This is a genomic window from Metabacillus sp. Hm71 (assembly GCF_051842955.2).
Taxonomy (GTDB): Bacteria; Bacillota; Bacilli; order Bacillales; family Bacillaceae; genus Metabacillus.
Map to the genome: position 1 here is coordinate 1,057,740 of NZ_CM200278.1, position 19,033 is coordinate 1,076,772.

Here is a 19,033-nt window from a genome sequence, read left to right on the forward strand (position 1 = left end):
TCCTATTATCTACAATTTGTGCATTTCGTGGAAAAATGGATGATTGTCTAAGCGTGATCAAGATCGTTATAATCAATTTGCGAATATTCAAAAAAATAAAAGGGAGGTAGAGAGATGGATCATACACCGGTCAAACAACATCATGAAAACCTGACAGTTCATGCAAATGTACTTATTAAAAAGAAAAGTCTTATCAGGTTGTATTTAGAAAATATTAAAAAAAACTGGATGCTATATATCATGATCATTCCAGGAATTTTATTTTACATCATCTTTAAATTCATCCCATTACTTGGAAGTGTTATTGCCTTTCAAGATTATCAAATTTTTAAAGGGATTCTAGGCAGTCCATGGGTTGGGTTGGAGAATTTCAAATTTATCTTCTCCTATCAAGATTTTTATCAGGTTCTTAGGAACACCCTCCTGATTGCTTTTTATCAGCTTATTTTTGGTTTCCCGGCACCGATTATTTTAGCGTTGTTATTTAATGAAATACGATTAATGGCCTTTAAAAGAACTGTACAAAGTTTGTTTTATCTCCCTCATTTTTTATCATGGGTAGTTGTTGGCGGTATCGTCTTTGAATTGTTGGCTGCAGAAGGAATTGTTAATGCCGTTCGCGAGTTGTTTGGAGCAGCACCCATTTTGTTTATGCAGGAAGAGGATTATTTTCGTTCAATTGTCGTTATCTCGGGGATATGGAAAGGGGTTGGATGGGGAACCATTATCTATTTAGCTGCCATAACAGGGATTAACCCAAATTTATATGAAGCAGCTGTCATGGATGGCGCAAATCGATGGAAACAAATTAGATATATTACACTACCATTATTGTACCCTACTATTTTAACGTTATTTTTATTGAATATTGGAAATTTCTTAGAGCTTGGGTTTGATCAAATCTTTAACCTATTAACGCCAATGACCTATTCCGTTGGTGATATCATTGAAACATATGTTTATCGAGCAGGGGTGCTTCAAGGGCAATTCAGTGTTACAACAGCAATTGGTTTGTTTCAATCAGTTGTAGGCTTTATCTTACTTTGGATATTTAATAGGCTCGCAAGAAAATCAGGACAGGGGTTATGGTAATGAAGAAATCATTGGGAGAAAAATGCTTTAGTGTATTTAACTACACGTTTCTTTGTGTTATTGCTGCAACGATGATTCTGCCTTTGCTTCAATTGTTAGCTGTATCGTTCAGTTCTCCGATTGCTGCTGAATCCAAAAAGGTATTCCTCCTTCCAGTGGAATTTACTTTGGGCACGTGGAAACATATTCTGCAAAATGAAGTGCTTTGGAGATCGTTTGGGGTGACAATTTATATTACGGTTGTCGGAACATTTTTGAGTCTGCTAATTACCGTTTTGACTGTATTTCCATTGTCGAGAAAAGATTTCCTCTTAAAAAAGCCGATGATGGTTGCGATCGTCATCACAATGATTTTTAACGCTCCAATGATTCCCTACTTTTTAACAGTTAGGGAGCTAGGGTTGATGGATTCATTATGGGCGCTCATTATTCCGGGATTATTAAGTACCTTTAATATGATCATCGTTAGGACCTTCTTTATGGGAATACCGAGTGATCTTGATGATGCAGCAAAAATAGATGGATGTAATGATTTTCGCTTGTTATTTCAAATTTATTTGCCTTTATCAAAGCCCGTACTTGCAACAATCGGCTTGTTTTATGCGGTTGGTTATTGGAATACGTTCCAATCGGCTGTACTATTTTTACGTGATCAAACCCTATGGCCATTACAGTTGAGACTTCGAGGATATTTTGAATCACCAGAAGCTCTAGCTGATGTTAATTTAGTTACGGGTGATTTTGATTTCAACACGATTACATTGAAAGCGGCTACAATCATCTTTGCTACCATACCAATTGTATTGGTGTATCCATATTTACAAAAATATTTTGTGAAGGGTGCTGTCCTCGGTTCTCTCAAGGAATAAATAGATTAAACCGAATAACGGTTTGATTTTATAAATGATGAAATGAAACAAAGGGGGATGTTGAATGGTTAAGAGTAACAGCAAGTCTTTATTAGTTGTCCTAACCGCCTTGATGCTTATTATTGGCACTCTTGCTGGTTGTGCCAATAATAAGGAGGTTGAAAGTACGTCCAGTACTTCTGAAGACAATGGATCAAAAGAAGTAACAAAAGTAAAAGTGTTTAAAAGTCATTTGGGTAAAGGGACTCTACCTGGACCCGACGATCCGCATGTGAAAAAAGTACAAGAAGCTACAGGTGTTCAATATGAATTAATGTCAACTGCGGCAGGATCTGACCCGGTTGAAGCGTTAAATTTGATGTTTGCATCAGAAGATTATCCAGATATTTTCCGCCCGATTGGTGGATTTGAACAAACCTTGATCAGCCAAGGTGCAGCACTACCTTTGGATGACCTGCTTCCGAAGTATGCACCACATGTATGGAATAGAATTCCTAAAGAAGCATGGGATGTTGTACGTTCTGCTACGCCTGATGGGAAAATTTATTATGTACCAAAAGTCAATCTTGTTACAGAACGAGCAGCCTTAATTCGTCAGGATTGGGTTGAAGCTGTAGGAATGGAGATGCCAAAAACAGTAGAGGAGTATAAAGAGCTTTTAAGAGCATTCCGTGATAAGGACCCGAATGGAAATGGTAAACAAGATGAAATTCCGACAACAGGAAGGGAATTCGGAGAATGGATGGATCACTTATTTGCGATCTATGGTGTCGCCATGTGGGAAGGTGTGCCTGAATGGGATATTTATGAGGGCGAAATTCAATATGCTGGTGTGACCAAAAATATGAAAGCAGCTATTTCATTCATTCGCGATTTATATGAAGAAAAACTTTTAGACAATGAAACATTTTTAAATAAAGGAGAGGTTTGGACAGCGAAGATCAATAACAATTTAGTAGGGAGCTGGTACCATCTACCCTCTAAATTAAGTGAGCGTCACAATGCCATGCTTGCAGGGGCACCAGATGCATATGTTGCCGGAATGCCGCTTCCAAAGGCAGAGGGATTTGACGGATATATCACTCAAAAAAGCATGGGAGAACCAGAATGGATGATTCCAGCAGCATCTGAGGAGAAGGCTGCAGCTGCTTTAAAACTATTAGACTTCTTCTATGATCCTGCAAATGACGAATTTACCACTTTTGGAATCGAAGGTGCACAGCATAAGGTGGAGAATGGGAAAAAGATATTGCTTCCGCAAAATGATGAAACACCGATTGCATTAGGTATGAAGAATTTAATAACGAAAGAGGACATGGATATTCGGATAGAGCAAACAATGGAAGACTATCAACAACAAATGGTGAAGGATATTTTTGAGGTGAGTACTGCGGATGCCCGAAGAATTGCTGGAGATGGTTTGCCGTCTACTGTATACGAAGGCTTTCCGGATATCCAATCACATAAATTATTCCAAGAATATTTAACGAAGATCGTAATTGGAGAATGGCCGATCGAGAAGTTCGATGAATTTGTGGACAAATGGTATAAAGCAGGTGGAGAGCAAATTACTGAAAGAGTACAAGAATGGTATGAAAAAGTAAACAAATAATAACGGATTTATCAGTTTTACAGAAAGTGTTGCTCAAAAATTAATTTTTGGGCAACGCTCTTGTAAAAGACACACGTAATGAGAATTGTTTTATTGCTGGGGTAGAAACGATGAAATTACTAAGAAATCAAGAATAGGCTTTTGAATCGTTATGATTGTAAAAAATCTCCTTCACGTAAATGAATATGTAGTATAATGCCAAAAAAGGAGGTTGAAAAGAATGCTCCAATCTTTCCAAAAATGGCTTAAATATTCATTTCATAAAACCGAGACAAGGCTTATTTTATTTTTAACGATTGCTGTTTTCTTTATCATTCTTATCGTGAGTTTCACATCCTATCAAACATCTAAATCTGTGCTGCAGCAGGAGTTAAATGAACCGCAGCAGCAAATGCTGCAAGTGAGTATGGATATTATTGATAATCACATTCGTGAAAGCGATAACATTGCGATCAAGGTTGCCTTAAACACTAATGTTTACAAGTTCTTAAATAGCGATATTCAGAATTCATATTATGTTGTTACTGAAATTTACCAGTTATTATCTACTCTTATCAATAGTTCATCCACCATCAACAGTATTTACATATATGATATGAAACATGGAAGTTTTGTTTCAATGCCATATGGATACAGCTCACGTAAATCTACTTTTAGTGATTCAACCTGGTTAGGGGTGGCTGACGAATTTGGCGATAAAAAAGTGATTGTGAAAAAAAGAAATGTTCAGGTTGGAGAAAAATACAATCGTTCCGAAATAACGTTGTTTAGGAAAATCATGATACAAGGTGAATTCAAAGGAATCGTTGCAATAAATCTTGGCTATCAAGACCTTTTTGAACCATTTAACTCACCAAATATGGCAAAATTAAGCAGTGCACGTTATATTATCGATCAAAAAAATGAAATGATATATTCTACTTCAACTTCTTCTAGTGAAAAAATAGATTCTAAAGCCATTGTGAGTGCCGTATCTGAATTAAATGAGGAACATCTGGGCGATATTACTTATCAAGGCAGCCAACTGCTCGTAAGCCAGAATATTTCACCGCTCACGGGCTGGAAATATGTTTCTCTTGTCCCTCAAGATAGTTTACTAGCCAAATCGAAAAAAGTCGGTCATGTCGTTCTTTCCGTTTCAATCCTCGCATTATTATTAGGTGGAGTTGCCATTTTTTATATCAACAATATCGCCTTTAGACCGATCCGCCGTATGAAAAAGTTGTTCAATATTGGAAACCGGGACATGGACCACCATGATTTACTGCACTTAGAAGCTCTTGCAGGGGAATTACTAAGTGATCATGCGCAATTATCACAAATGATACGAAAGGCAAAAACAGAAGCCTCAGCAAAGTTTTTTAGTGATATATATCATAAAAATATCACAAATTTAAAAGAGATTCGTGAAAAATGCAGCGGGTATTTCCAAGACTCAACCAATCAGCTATTAAAAGTTGCGATCATTTCTATTGATCATTTTTATGAATGGTCTTATCGATTTCCAGCTTCAGATCATTCCCTTTTAAAATTTGCTTTAGCAAATATTATGACAGAAATAGCAGAGTCATATTCACATAGTGAATGTATCGATCTGGGAAAAGATAAACAAATCATTGTTCTTCGTCCAGGTGAAGATGAAATACTTTTAGAAAAAAAACTAAAGGAAGCACTTCAAATTGTTAAGGAATTACTAGATTTCAGTATTTCAATCGGAATCAGCAGTCAAAAAACTGATTTTGGAAAGTTGGTAGAGGCTATTTTTGAGGCAGATACAGCGCTTGGAAACAGGTTATATTCAGGCTATGGAAGGATATTAAAGTTTGAAGAATTCGTGGAACAGAATTCTCGAAAAATAACGATAAATGATCATGTTTTGGATCAGTTGTCAGAAGCGATTGAAACAGGGGACAGCTTGCGGTCCAGAAACTTGATTGACCATATCATTGGAGAAATCAGGAGAAGTTGTATGAGCCAAAAGAAAGCGTTGTCAATAATCACAAGGACTGGTGACCGCTTTCTTCGACTTAGCCGTGATGAGGATAAAGTGAAAAATAAGGAAAGGGATTTCTTTAATCAACTCCACACGATGCACATCGATGATATTGCAGTTTTTCTTCATTCACAAGCAAGTGCATTGATAGAAGAGGTTCAGACAATCGGAATAAGTAAGGAATCCCTCTTAATAGAAAAGATGATTGATTATATGGAGAAGCATATAGCTGAGCCAATCGGAATCACAGAAATTGTTGATTCCATTGGCATTAGTGTAAGTTTGGCAAGCGCCATATTTAAGAAAGAAAAGAATGAAACGATTTACGGTTATTTTACAAATATGAGAATGAAACGGGCTGCAGATTTATTGGTCAATACGGATGAAAAAATATCAGATATTGCGATAAAGGTTGGATATCAGCATGAAAATAGCTTTATTCGGGCCTTTCGAAAATGCAATAATATCACGCCAGGTAAATATCGGGAAGTATTAAAATCCAGGAAAGAAGTGATGTAATATTCTTCGTTCGATGGAAGTATTCAATAAATTTGAGGAGGATTCATAATTGTTAGATAAAAGGCAAATAGTCCAACGTCACAATCCGATTATTCAAAAGATCGAATCACTTTCACCATTATCAATTGGAAACAGAGAATTTGGATTTAGCTGTGACTTTACAGGGTTACAGACTTTCCCAGAGGTGTATGAAACCCCATTAGGAACGCAATCAAATTGGGGATGGCATTATACTGGCCGGCCAAATCTATATTCAGAAGAAGATATCGTGTATCAACGTTATGATACATATGGCCGTCAGGTGAAGTACCCGATGAAGCCTGAAGGGAAAGAGGAAGCTTACCATTGGTTACGGCAAAATCCTCACAGATTGCAGCTTGGAAGAGTTTCCTTTCGATTTTTATCAAAAAATAATCAGCCTGTAAAACCCGATGAGATGACAGAAATCAATCAAACACTCGACTTATGGACAGGAATCGTTGCGAGTGAATTTTTGGTAGAGGGAGTTCCTGTGCAGGTAAAGACAGCATGTCATCCAGAGCATGATGTTATCGCTGTACAAGTATCTTCTCTATTGTTAAAAGAGAAGCGTATTCAAGTGTTTTCACTTTTCCCAGCGCCAGATGTTACACATAATAGTTGGTCAAAAGCGATACATCCGGACTGGGGACATGATGAAAGGCATGTAACAAATTATCAAATGATTTCTGATAAAGCCGTTTTATTTACAAGAAGGATGGATCAGGATCAATATTACGCAAGATGGGATTGGAATCAAGGTTCATTAGAGCAAACCGGGGTTCATGAATATACGTTAATGGGGGATGGATGCTCAGATACGTTAGAGTTTACCTTTTCTTATGCACAAAAGGAACCTTTGTTTGTTAAACCTGAAGAGGTTTTTGAATCAAGCCGTTTTTATTGGGAAGCATTTTGGCAAAAAGGTGCGGCAGTGGATTTTTCTGAATGCACAGATCCGCGTGCAATGGAGCTTGAACGAAGAGTTGTTCTTTCACAGTATTTAACCGCTATTCACAGCGGCGGGTCATTGCCGCCGCAAGAAACAGGTTATATGTATAATAGCTGGTTTGGAAAATTCCATTTGGAGATGCATTGGTGGCATGGGGCACATTTTCCAATATGGGGAAGAAGGGAATATTTAGAGAAAAGTCTTGAATGGTATCTGCACATTTTGCCTCAAGCAAGGGAACTAGCTGAATCACAAGGCTATCTCGGTGCTAGATGGCCAAAAATGGTTGGGATTGACGGCAAACAGAGTCCTTCCCCGGTAGCGCCGGGTTTGATTTGGCAACAACCACATCCAATGGCGTTAGCAGAAATGTGTTATCAAGTTCATCCAACTAAAGAATTTCTTGAACATTTTCAATCAATCGTGTTTGAAGCTGCAGACTTCATGGTGTCATATGCACATTGGGATGAAAAAAAGAAAGCCTATGTTCTTGGACCTCCACTAATACCTGCTCAGGAATGTCACTATATTTATGAAAGCATGAACCCTCCTTATGAGCTGGAATACTGGAAATATGGGCTGGAAATCGCCATAAGTTGGGCGAAACGATTAAACGTACCTGAAAATCCGCTGTGGTCTAAGGTAGCAAATTCTTTGGCGAAGCCTCGTGATGAAGATGGTGTTTATCTGGCACATGAGAATTGTTTGAATACTTTTACTGAGAAAAATCATGATCATCCTTCAATGCTTGGTGCACTGGGAATTTTACCAGGTACATTAGTAGATAAAGAGATTATGAGAAATACATTGTATAAAGTAAAAGCTGTATGGGACTGGGAATCTGCATGGGGCTGGGATTTTCCTATGTGTGCAATGACTGCTGCCAGATTAGGTGAAAGAGAACTAGCTGTAGATTTCCTTTTAATGGAGGCAACGAAAAATACGTATCTAGCAAACGGCCATAATTATCAAAGGCCAGGTTTGACAGCATACTTGCCTGGTAATGGAGGGCTTTTGACAGCCGTTGCCATGATGATTTGCGGCTGGAAGAATGGTAACGATCGCAGTTGTCCCGGTTTCCCGCAGGATGGTCGCTGGAAAGTGAAATGGGAAGGGCTGCATAGCGTACTATAAAAAACAAAATAGGTAGTTTTAGCAAAGGTTACTCTGGAAAGGAGTGCTAGTGAAACATGCAAGCAAACCAATGGTCAATAAAAATAGCGGAAACGATCCTTTCGCATTGTGATAATGGATACCATCCGAAAATCGCTAATAAATGGGGATATGTAGCGGGAATGACATTAAAGGCATTTGATTGGCTTTCAGAATGGAGCGGCATCGAAAACTATCATAACTTCGTTAAGAATCATATGGATCTATTCATCAATGAAAATGGAACGATTAAAGACTATTCAATCGAAGAATATAATTTAGATCATATTAATAAAGGAAAAAATTTGTTCTCGCTCTGGAATCGAACTGGAAAGGAAAAGTATGAAAAAGCCATTCAGCAGTTAGTCACACAGCTTGAAGGACAGCCGCGAACAAGTGAAGGCGGGTTCTGGCATAAAAAAATCTATCCGTTTCAAATGTGGCTTGATGGTGTTTATATGTCATCACCATTTTTAGCGGAGTATGCTAAAACGTTTCATGTTTCAGAAGGATTTGATGAGGTTGCTAGGCAAATCTTGTTGATCGAAGCGAAAACGCGCAATCCAATGACAGGACTTCTGCATCATGCATGGGATGAAAGCAGGGAACAGCGCTGGTGTGATAAAGAAACAGGAAGGTCATTCCACGCCTGGGGAAGAGCAATGGGATGGTATTCCATGGCTATTGTCGATTCACTCGAACACTTTCCAGTGAATCACCCAAAACGAGGGCAAATCATGGGGATTTTTGAAAGAATGGCCCATGACATTAAAAATGTTCAAGATCAAGAAAGCGGCCTCTGGTATCAGCTGCTTGACCAAAACGGCAGAGAGCGGAATTATTTAGAAGCATCCGGCTCCTGTATGCTGACATATGCTTTAGCAAAGGGAATCCGTCTAGGTTATTTGTCTGGTATAGATCCGGATATCGTGTTCCGTTCATACAATGGTATTCTTAAACATTTTGTCACGGAAGATGAAAAAGGAGTACACCTTCATCAAATATGCAAGGGTGCGGGTCTTGGAGGTGCTAAGTATCGTGATGGTTCTTATGACTACTATATGAGTGAGCAAATCGTAAGTGATGATCTGATGGGAGTAGCTCCATTTTTATTGGCAAGTTTGGAGATGGAGAAATTAGTAAAAGTAAAAAATGAAGAGTGCTTGAAAGTATCGCAATGATTGATTAATAGAATTTGGAAATAAGGCTGTCTCAGGAAGGGTCTGTCCCTTCGTTATTGTGACAGCCTATTTTTTTCACAGAATTGATTGGAGGTTTAACATATTGGTAGATAAGAATGATAGCAGGAATCGCTTATCGCTGAAATATCCTGCCGGATGGTGGAGAAATATGTGGAGAGAAGGGCTGCCCTCAGGGAACGGAAAGGTAGGTGCTTCTGTTTCAGGTGGCGTGAGCCTGGAAAAGATTTTAATTAATCACGAAGGCTTATGGCATATGGGAAGAAAGGATACACTTCCCGATGTTAGCTATACACTCAGCGAAACAAGGGATCTCATGAAAAAGGAAAAATATCATGAAGCAAGCTGGCATTTAACAAATACATTAAAAGAGAAAGGATACAGCACCCGCTTAGCATCATTTTTACCCCTTGTTGAACTAACCATTAGGATGAAGCAAACTGAAGGGTTTAAACATTATCGCAGAGAAGTCAATATGGAAACAGGAGAGGTATCAGTAAGATGGGAAGAGGGGAATGAGCGATATGAACGGAATTTGTTTGTTTCACGAGCAGACGATGCGGTTGTCTATGAAATAACATCAACGGGGAAATCACTGACAGCTGAGTTTGAGCTTGGTATCCGTAAGACAGACCATAAAAACATGGAACAGCGGCTTAAAGAATTAGAAAGTACGGTCCAGCTCAAAGTAGAAAATCAATTTATCTTTTTTTCTGCCAAAAATGATGATCATTCAGATTATGGAGCCGTCATACGGTTGATTCCTATGGGAGGAAGGACCAGTGTTGATAAAAATCGTCTCCGTTGTGAAGAGGCTAACTACATTCAAATGATATTGAAAGTATTTATTAAAGGAGATCATCGCGAAGAGTGGGCACGTCTTCAAGCAGAGTTATTAGAGATAAACGGTGATTATCAATACTTGCTGCGTGCACATATTCCTTTACACGCACAGCTATTCCACACAGCTTCCTTACAATTAAGTGATGCTGAAGGCGAACAATCGATTGAAGAACTTCTTCTAGATGCTTATGAAGGAGAAGCCCCTCTTCCTTTGCTAGAAAAGTTGTGGAATTATGGACGATATCTTTTTATCTCTGGTACAAGAGCTGAGGGACAACCATTTGGGATGTATGGTCTTTGGGGTGGCGATTACAATCTAATGTGGTGCCATCGGATGGCAAATGAGAACATTCAAATGATGTATTGGCATGCATCAGTAGGAGGACTATCTGAATTAGTGCCAGCATTATTCAACTATTACGAGGAAATGATGGATGATTTTCGAGAAAATGCTAGAAAGTTATATGGTTGCCGCGGCATTTATATACCAGCAGGGACAACTCCTGGTATTGGTATACCAAATCAAATCGTCCCTGTTATTATGAATTGGACGGGAGCAGCCGGGTGGCTGGCACAGCATTATTATGATTATTATCTCTACACAGGAGACGAAAAACTTTTGATCGAAAAAGTACTTCCCTTTTTAAAAGAAGTGGCGCTCTTTTATGAAGATTTTCTCGTCTTGGATGAGAATGGTCTTTATCAATTTTTTCCTTCTGTTTCACCTGAGAATACCCCAGAAAATTTTATGCCCAAGGACGGAAAACAACTTGCTCATCCGATGCCAACCACCATAAATGCAACAATGGATTTTGCCATTATGAAAGAAGTGCTAAATCACTTAATTGAGGGAGCAAAAGAGACCTCATTGTATTTAGATGAAATTGAAAAGTGGGAGGGAATGCTTGAACGTATTCCGCCTTATGAAGTGAATAAAGATGGTGCCGTGCGGGAATGGTTACACCCTGCCTTTGATGATCGCTACAACCATCGTCATCTTTCACACATCTATCCTGTGTTCCCAGGTAGAGATATCAACCAAGAACAAGATCAGAACCTGTTTGAAGCATTTAGAATGGCTGTTTCAAAGAGAAGATTAGGTGCACAAACTGGGTGGTCATTAGCACATATGTCGAGTATATGGGCAAGAATGAATGACGGAGACAAAGCGTTGGAATGCTTGGATATACTCTCACGTTCATGCCTTTTAAATAACCTTTTCACCGTTCACAATGATTGGAGAAATATGGGGGTAAGTATGGAAATTGAGACAGCACCAATCCAATTAGATGCTAGTATGGGCATTGTTAATGCAATTCAAGAAATGCTTCTGTATGTTTCTCCAAAACTAATTAAACTGCTTCCAGCTCTTCCAACTAAGTGGGAAAAGGGGGAAGTAAAGAATTTTCGTTTTATGACTGGGCGGGTTAGCCTTTCATGGAATGTAGTTACGCAATCATTATGTGGAGAAATGACTGCTGAGCGTGATTCAGAATTTACGTTGAAGCTACCTTCTTTTGCAAAAAACTCTGTACTAACTGGTGAAGGGATCACAATAAAAGAATCATCATTAGGAAAAATGTATGTTCACATCACGATGGAGAAGGGGACGACTCTTTATGTTAAAAACATGAGTGATTAAATAATGAGATTTTACCCGGGTATAATATCTTTTAACAAAAACAAAAGTAAGTCAATGGGTGTCCGGATAAAAAGAACCACAACCATCTTCATTTTCATTAATCGGTAAAATAAATGAACATTAAACTTGTCATTCAGAAAATTACGCTTAAAATGAAGTATGGAAAGGTGTGGACTGATGGAAGATAAACGTTTTAAAATTGCACATCGAGAAGCAATTATAGGTATCATTCTTGTGTTAATCAACTTTGCCATTTGGTATGGGTTTGCATATGGACTCGGAGATCAGGATCCGATGACATATGCGTACATTCTCGGTTTTCCGGCATGGTTCTTTTATAGCTGTATTGCTGGTACGATTTTTATGATTGTGTCAATTGCCATCGTTATGAAATTCTTCTTTACCGAAGTTTCACTTGAGGAGGAAGAGGAAGAATGAATTGGCAAGTAATTATTCCCCTTGCATTATTCCTTGTCATTATTTTCTTTATTGGCTTTTGGGCAAATGCTCGTGTTCGAAAATCAGACTCGTTCCTATCGGATTATTTCCTTGGTGGTCGGGAAATGGGCGGCTTCCTGCTTGCCATGACAATGATGGCGACATATGGAAGTGCGTCAAGTTTTATTGGCGGACCTGGTGTGGCTTATAATACAGGTTTAGGCTGGGTGCTGCTTGCGATGGCTCAATTGCCAGCGGGATATTTTGTCTTGATGATTTTAGGGAAAAAGTTTGCGATTATTGCACGTAAATATGAAGCAATTACGTTGATTGACTTCCTAAAGGCTCGCTATCAATCAAATTCAATCGTGCTGATATCTGCGGTTGCTATTTTTGTCTTTTTATTCGCCTCGATGACAGCACAATGGGTTGGTGGTGCACGTTTAATCGAGTCATTAACAGGGTTATCATATCAAGGTGCATTGTTAATCTTTGCAGTTGCGGTGCTTGTATATGTCATTATTGGCGGCTTTGCAGCTGTCGCCTTAACAGATGCACTGCAGGGTTTAGTTATGATTATAGGGACGGTCATTCTACTTTCAGCGGTTATTATTGAAGGAGGCGGGGTTTCGGCTATCATGGCGAAACTTGTTCAAGAAAATCCAAATCTTGTTTCGCCGTACGGAGCAGATTCAAGTCTTTCGCCACTTTATGTATCAACATTCTGGATTTTAATTGGAATCGGTGTAATTGGCTTGCCGCAAATCGCAGTTCGTGCGATGAGCTATAAAGATTCGAAAGGAATGCATCGTGCAATCATCATTGGGACAATTGGTATTGGAACAATTATGTTTGGGATGCACCTAATCGGTGTTTTCGGACGTGCCGTGATTCCAGGGATTGAAATTGGGGATAAAGTGATGCCAACATTAACACTTGATATTTTACCGCCTGTTCTTGCCGGAATTGTATTGGCAGCACCAATGGCAGCCATTATGTCAACGGTAAATGCATTATTAATTTTAATAAGCTCGACACTTGTAAAAGATGTGTATTTAAACTTTATTAAACCAAGTGCAAAAGATGCTGAAATTAAAAGGATAAGCTTTATTGTGACAACAGTTGTTGGATTAGCTGTTGTATTATTTGCATTGAAACCGCCGGAATTATTAATTTGGTTAAACTTATTTGCATTTGGCGGGCTTGAATCGGCATTCTTATGGAATATAGTACTAGGTCTTTATTGGAAAGATGCAAATAAATACGGAGCAATTGCCTCGATGATTGTCGGACTTGTTTCATATATTTATATTTATCATTTCCATGGCAATTTATTTGGTATGAATAGTGTAACGATTCCTGTCGTTGCATCACTTGTTGTATTTGTGCTTGTAAGTATGTGTACAAACCATTTAGTTAAACAAAGAAATATTATGTAGACGAGCACCGAAAAAGGCCTAGTTTCTCAAAATTTAATGCTGAGAAATTGGGCTTTTCTATTATATTTCCTGGTGTAAATCCTTATTTCCCTAAGACTGCCCCTGGTAGATCATAATTGTATAATTAACCATTTATTACAGAAACCCGAAATATATCCAAAAATCTATATTATAATGAAAATAAGAGTTTTTTATATCCTAAAGTTAATCATGACAGGGGGATGGAATATGCGCGAGGTGGTCATAACGGCTGCGGCAAGGACAGCTATTGGTTCATTTGGCGGCGCTTTCAAAGAGTTGTTGCCAACTCAATTAATTGTACCGGTACTGGATGAGGCTGTAAAAAGAAGCAAGCTTGAAAAGCATGACGTGGACGAAGTCATACTCGGTCATTGTATTCAGCGAACAGATGAGCCGAACACAGCTCGGACAGCAGCACTTTTGGCAAATTTCCCTGAGACAACAACAGGGTACACTATCCAACGACAGTGTGCCTCAGGGCTTCAGGCGATCATTTCTGCTGCCATGCAAATTCAAACAGGTCAATCCAGTATCGTGATTGCTGGCGGAGTGGAAGCAATGAGTTCAAGTCCATATTTATTAAAGCAGCATCGCTGGGGCTCACGGCTGCAGCACGGACAGGTGACAGACAGTGTATGGGAGATATTAAAGGATCCGATTCATCATATCATGATGGGGGAAACAGCTGAAAATATTGCAGAGGAATTTCACATTTCCCGAGAAGAGCAGGATGAACTTGCATTATCAAGTCATCAACGAGCTTTATCTGCGATAGAGGCAGGTACATTTACGAAGGAAATTGTCCCGATCTCAGTTAAAACGAGAAAGGGAGAAGTCATCGTAGCGAAGGATGAAGGTCCTAGACAGATAACAACTGAAAAGCTTGCAGCATTACCGGCTATTTTTAAAGACAATGGAACCGTTACAGCAGGAAATGCTTCCTCATTAAATGACGGGGCTGCAGCACTTGTGTTAATGACTAGAGAGGATGCGGAAAAAAGAGGAATCCCTATTTTAGCTAAAATTTCCCACTATTCAATTGCAGGAGTCGATCCAAAGTTAATGGGAATCGGACCTGTTCCAGCCATTCAAAAGGGGATCGCTTCGTTAAATTGGACGATAGACGATTTAGACGTCATTGAAATTAATGAGGCGTTTGCCGCTCAATATCTAGCTGTAGAAAAACAGCTCCATTTAAATCGAGCAAAGGTGAATGTCAACGGGAGCGGTATTAGTTTAGGGCACCCAATTGGCTGTACCGGCTCACGAATAGTCGTAAGTCTCTTGCATGAGATGGAACGGAGAGACGCCAAAAAAGGTCTTGCGTCCTTATGTGTAGGCGGAGGTATTGGTGTAGCGTTGTTTGTAGAAAGAGAGAATCATAATTAGTTAGAGAACCTAAGGGTCACCCCCTCTAATACAATATATTGTTGTTTGCCTGCGGGGTGTGGCCCTCTTTTGATACGACATATTGCATATTACTTTCAATGAATATCCTGATAGCATTTTCAAAAAAATGGTTGAAAAGTTACTAGACTTCCACTATAATTGACTAATAACTACCATGCTAGTATAGCTAGGATATTAAAATACCTAGATGGACAGAAAAAGGGGTGGTCGCCATTTCAACTATGAACACACGGATTAATGGCTCAACAAGAGATTATGTGTACCAAACAATAAAAACTCGCATTATTAATTTAGAATTAAAGCCTGGAACAAAAATTTCCGAAAAGGAAATTGCTGAAAAATTAGAGGTAAGCAGAACACCAGTTAGGGAGGCCTTTCTAAAATTATCTCAAGAGGAGCTATTAGGAATCTATCCTCAAAGTGGAACGATCGTTTCAAAAATTGATTTGGACCATGTAGAGGAAGCAAGGTTTACAAGAGAAAACATTGAAAAAGCTATAGTTAGATTAGCTTGTGAAGTATTTGATGAAAACAAGCTATTTCGTTTAGAAACAAATGTTGCGATGCAAGAGCTTTGCTTAGGAAAAGGAACGTATCATCAATTATTTGAGCTTGATGAAGAATTTCACAAGATCTTATTTGAAGAATGCAACAAATTAAGAACATGGAAAATGATTCGCAACATGAACAGCCACTTTGACCGATTAAGGGTTTTAAGGCTTGCTGCAAATACAGATTGGAATGTTGTTGTCTCGCAACATAAAGAAATCTACCAAGCGATTATGGAAAAAGACCCGAATAAGGCAGAAAGATTAATGGTACAGCACTTGAAATTGGTGAATTTTGAAAAGGATGAGATTAAGGACCGCTATCCAGATTATTTCTAATTGATATAAGATTTGGGACAGAGCTGCAAAAGCTCTCTGTCATTTATTGATAGCGCTAACATTCAGGTGGGTGGATCTTTAACCATGAATGAGAATTTCTTTAAAAAGCGGTCATCTACATAAAAAGTGATATAGAAAAACCCGACGATATATTTAGGAAGCCGCCGATAAAATCAGAAATTCGCCGATATATTTTAGAAAGCGCCGATAAAATCAGAGACCCGCCGATATATTTCAGAAAGCGCTGATAAAATCAGAAATTCGCCGATATATTTCGGAAGCCGCCGATAAAATCAGAAATTCGCCGATATATTTCAGAAGCCGCCGATAAAATCAGAAATTCGCCGATATATTTCGGAAAGCGCCGATAAAATCAGAAAAGCGCCGATATATTTTTGAAGCCGCCGATAAAATCAGAAATTCGCCGATATATTTCAGAAGCCGCCGATAAAATCAGAAATTCGCCGATATATTTGGGAAAGCTCCGAAAAAATCAGAAATTCGCCGATATATTTCGGAAAGCGCCGAAAAAATCAGAAACCCGCCGATATATTTCGGAAGCCGCCGAAAAAATCAGAAACCCGCCGATATATTTCGGAAGCCGCCGATAAAATCAGAAATTCGCCGATATATTTCGGAAGCCGCCGATAAGCTATTATGTAATGGATTCTATAAAAATATTAAAAGTGCTGAACAGAAAGGAAGGATAAGATGTTACCAAAATATGAAGGATTAAAAGGAAAAGCAGCTGTTGTGACAGGAGGCGGAGGAGTTTTATGCAGCTGTATGGCAAAGGAGCTTGCTCGACAAGGTGTAAAGGTAGCGATTTTAAATCGCACTTTTGAAAAGGCTGTCACGGTTGCTGAGGAGATCAAGCAGAATGGCGGAGAAGCATTTGCCGTTGAATGCAATGTATTGGACCTTGAAAGTGTGAAAAAAGCCGAGGAAATGGTATATCACACATATGGAGCATGCGATATTTTAATCAATGGTGCTGGAGGCAACCATCCGAAAGGTGTTACCACAAAAGAAACTTTTGATTTATCTGATTTGCAAAACAAGGAGATTACAACCTTTTTTGATCTAACAACGGAAGGCTTTCAATTTGTTTTTAACTTGAATATTGTCGGGACATTAATTCCAACGCAAATTTTCTCAAGAAGAATGGTGGGAAAAAAGGGAACGATCATTAATATATCCTCGATGAGTGCACCTAGTCCAATGACTAAAGTTCCTGCCTATAGTGCAGCAAAGGCTGGAATCGAGAATTTTACAAAATGGCTGTCGGTTCATATGGCTGAAGCAGGTATTAGGGTAAATGCCATTGCACCTGGCTTTTTCCTTACACAACAAAATGAAAAATTACTGAAAAATGAAGATGGTACAAATACAGAAAGAACGGAAAAAATACTCGCCCATACGCCAATGAGAAGACTCGGTAATCCAGAGGATTTATTAGGTACATTGCTTTGGTTGGCTGATGATGAAACAAGTGGATTTGTAACAGGGATCAGTGTTCCTGTTGATGGCGGATTTATGGCTTATTCCGGGGTTTAAATTAGGGGACTGAGCCTTTAAGTGCTTAGTAGAAAAAAGGAGAGGATACTGTCTATGATTCATGTTGCGATTATTGGTGCTGGAGCGATTGCCCCTGCCCATATTAACGGTTACTTGGAGTTATCAGAAGCGTGTAAAATTGTTGCTTTATGTGATATTTATCCTGAAAAGGCAGAGAAACTTGCAAAAAAACATGGTCTGAATGTGGATATTTATGATGATTATCAACAGCTGGCTGAACGTCATGACATAGATTTAGTATCGATATGCACACCTCCATACACACATGCTGATACGGCCATTGCTTTATTGAATTCGGGAAAGAATGTACTTGTTGAAAAACCAATGGCCTCCTCTTTAGAAGAGTGTGATGCAATGAATGCTGCAGCAAAGAAAAATGGAAAGATTTTATCCGTTGTGGCACAGAATCGTTTTCGATCGCCAATGATGAAATTAAAGCATGTCCTTGATTCCAAATTAATGGGGGACATTGTCCATACACAAGTCGATTCCTATTGGTGGCGAGGCTTTTGCTACTATGATTTGTGGTGGAGAGGAACATGGGAAAAGGAAGGCGGCGGACCTACCTTAAATCATGCTGTTCACCATATTGATATCCTGCAGTGGATGAACGGGATGCCTTCAGAGATTACTGCTGTTATGAGTAATGCTGCACATCAAAATGCTGAAGTTGAAGACATTTCAGTTGCCATCGGGAAATATGACAATGGCGGTTTGGTTCAAATCACGAGTTCTGTTATTCATCATGGCGAAGAGCAGCAACTGATTTTCCAGGGGAAAAATGCACGAGTTTCCGTTCCATGGAAAGTAAAAGCATCAAAATCAAGACAAAACGGTTTCCCAGAGGATGACCTAGAATTAGAAGAAAAAATCCAAAAGCTTTATAATGAGCAAGCGGATTTACTATATGAAGGTCATGCTGGACAAATACACGATGTTCTGCAAGCTATGCAAGGTAAGAAGAATGTGCTAGTGGATGGTATTCAAGGAAGGCAAACACTTGAATTAATCACAGCTATTTATCAATCTGCAAGTTTAAGAGAAACAGTGGAGCTTCCGCTAACTTCTGCTAGTCCCTTTTATACGAGGGAAGGGGTTTTAAAGTATGTAACTCATTTTTATGAAAAGAAAACGTCCATTGAAAACTTTGCAGATGAAGCCATTACGACAGGCGGGAATTATGAGTGACTCTTTTTGGAAGCCTTTGCAAAGCAGACAAATCCAACCAAGTTTAGTTTTTCCAAACTTGGTTGGATTTTTTTCGTTAGAAATGATTTGAGTTGATACAAAACTTGGTATAACTGATAAATGGAATTTCCCTTAAAAGTAAAGTAAAATAATAGAGGATACAATATAAAAACAGACTATA

Annotated in this window: 13 protein-coding genes; all 13 read left to right on the forward strand. The window is 38.8% G+C overall.

Annotated elements, in window-relative coordinates:
- Positions 1-228: 228 nt before the first annotated feature.
- The 13 genes from ACSVDH_RS05415 (at position 229) to ACSVDH_RS05475 (ending at position 18,852) form a co-directional block, all read left to right on the forward strand.
- Entirely contained in the window at positions 229-1,092 is an 864-nt protein-coding gene (locus tag ACSVDH_RS05415) for an ABC transporter permease (protein ID WP_299091901.1), read from the forward strand.
- Entirely contained in the window at positions 1,092-1,961 is an 870-nt protein-coding gene (locus ACSVDH_RS05420) for a carbohydrate ABC transporter permease (protein WP_439248750.1), read from the forward strand. Before ACSVDH_RS05415 ends, ACSVDH_RS05420 begins: the two co-directional genes overlap by 1 nt.
- 64 nt (positions 1,962-2,025) lie before the next feature.
- A complete protein-coding gene (locus tag ACSVDH_RS05425) occupies positions 2,026-3,573 on the forward strand; it encodes an extracellular solute-binding protein (protein WP_439248751.1) in 1,548 nt (515 codons plus the stop codon).
- Between the two features lie 220 nt (positions 3,574-3,793).
- Complete coding sequence (locus ACSVDH_RS05430) at positions 3,794-6,085, forward strand: AraC family transcriptional regulator (RefSeq protein ID WP_439248752.1); 2,292 nt, start codon at positions 3,794-3,796, stop codon at positions 6,083-6,085.
- Positions 6,086-6,134: 49 nt separating this feature from the next.
- A complete protein-coding gene (locus ACSVDH_RS05435; RefSeq protein ID WP_439248753.1) occupies positions 6,135-8,189 on the forward strand; it encodes a glycoside hydrolase family 65 in 2,055 nt (684 codons plus the stop codon).
- Positions 8,190-8,245: 56 nt separating this feature from the next.
- On the forward strand, positions 8,246-9,388 hold the full coding sequence (locus ACSVDH_RS05440; protein WP_439248754.1) for a glycoside hydrolase family 88/105 protein: 1,143 nt from the start codon (positions 8,246-8,248) through the stop codon (positions 9,386-9,388).
- 103 nt (positions 9,389-9,491) lie between these two features.
- Positions 9,492-11,891 (forward strand): glycosyl hydrolase family 95 catalytic domain-containing protein, encoded by a 2,400-nt coding sequence (locus ACSVDH_RS05445; RefSeq protein ID WP_439248755.1) that lies wholly within the window; start codon positions 9,492-9,494, stop codon positions 11,889-11,891.
- Positions 11,892-12,068: 177 nt separating this feature from the next.
- Positions 12,069-12,329 (forward strand): YhdT family protein, encoded by a 261-nt coding sequence (locus ACSVDH_RS05450; RefSeq protein WP_439248756.1) that lies wholly within the window; start codon positions 12,069-12,071, stop codon positions 12,327-12,329.
- Entirely contained in the window at positions 12,326-13,768 is a 1,443-nt protein-coding gene (panF, locus tag ACSVDH_RS05455) for a sodium/pantothenate symporter (protein WP_439248757.1), read from the forward strand. The genes ACSVDH_RS05450 and panF overlap by 4 nt, the downstream gene beginning before the upstream one ends.
- Positions 13,769-13,996: 228 nt before the next feature.
- Positions 13,997-15,178 (forward strand): acetyl-CoA C-acetyltransferase, encoded by a 1,182-nt coding sequence (locus ACSVDH_RS05460; RefSeq protein WP_439248758.1) that lies wholly within the window; start codon positions 13,997-13,999, stop codon positions 15,176-15,178.
- 242 nt (positions 15,179-15,420) lie between these two features.
- Positions 15,421-16,086 (forward strand): GntR family transcriptional regulator, encoded by a 666-nt coding sequence (locus ACSVDH_RS05465; RefSeq protein ID WP_299091843.1) that lies wholly within the window; start codon positions 15,421-15,423, stop codon positions 16,084-16,086.
- Positions 16,087-16,797: 711 nt separating this feature from the next.
- On the forward strand, positions 16,798-17,643 hold the full coding sequence (locus ACSVDH_RS05470) for an SDR family oxidoreductase (protein WP_439248759.1): 846 nt from the start codon (positions 16,798-16,800) through the stop codon (positions 17,641-17,643).
- A 54-nt stretch (positions 17,644-17,697) separates the two neighbouring features.
- A complete protein-coding gene (locus ACSVDH_RS05475; RefSeq protein WP_439248760.1) occupies positions 17,698-18,852 on the forward strand; it encodes a Gfo/Idh/MocA family protein in 1,155 nt (384 codons plus the stop codon).
- Positions 18,853-19,033 lie beyond the last annotated feature (181 nt).

Excerpts from the sequence above, each read along its gene's own strand:
- ACSVDH_RS05470 (WP_439248759.1), top strand. The coding sequence starts at position 16,798 with ATGTTACCAAAATATGAAGGATTAAAAGGAAAAGCAGCTGTTGTGACA.
- ACSVDH_RS05460 (WP_439248758.1), top strand. The coding sequence starts at position 13,997 with ATGCGCGAGGTGGTCATAACGGCTGCGGCAAGGACAGCTATTGGTTCA.
- ACSVDH_RS05415 (WP_299091901.1), top strand. The coding sequence starts at position 229 with ATGCTATATATCATGATCATTCCAGGAATTTTATTTTACATCATCTTT.
- panF (WP_439248757.1), top strand. The coding sequence starts at position 12,326 with ATGAATTGGCAAGTAATTATTCCCCTTGCATTATTCCTTGTCATTATT.
- ACSVDH_RS05465 (WP_299091843.1), top strand. The coding sequence starts at position 15,421 with ATGAACACACGGATTAATGGCTCAACAAGAGATTATGTGTACCAAACA.
- ACSVDH_RS05450 (WP_439248756.1), top strand. The coding sequence starts at position 12,069 with ATGGAAGATAAACGTTTTAAAATTGCACATCGAGAAGCAATTATAGGT.
- ACSVDH_RS05420 (WP_439248750.1), top strand. The coding sequence starts at position 1,092 with ATGAAGAAATCATTGGGAGAAAAATGCTTTAGTGTATTTAACTACACG.
- ACSVDH_RS05440 (WP_439248754.1), top strand. The coding sequence starts at position 8,246 with ATGCAAGCAAACCAATGGTCAATAAAAATAGCGGAAACGATCCTTTCG.
- ACSVDH_RS05430 (WP_439248752.1), top strand. The coding sequence starts at position 3,794 with ATGCTCCAATCTTTCCAAAAATGGCTTAAATATTCATTTCATAAAACC.
- ACSVDH_RS05475 (WP_439248760.1), top strand. The coding sequence starts at position 17,698 with ATGATTCATGTTGCGATTATTGGTGCTGGAGCGATTGCCCCTGCCCAT.
- ACSVDH_RS05425 (WP_439248751.1), top strand. The coding sequence starts at position 2,026 with ATGGTTAAGAGTAACAGCAAGTCTTTATTAGTTGTCCTAACCGCCTTG.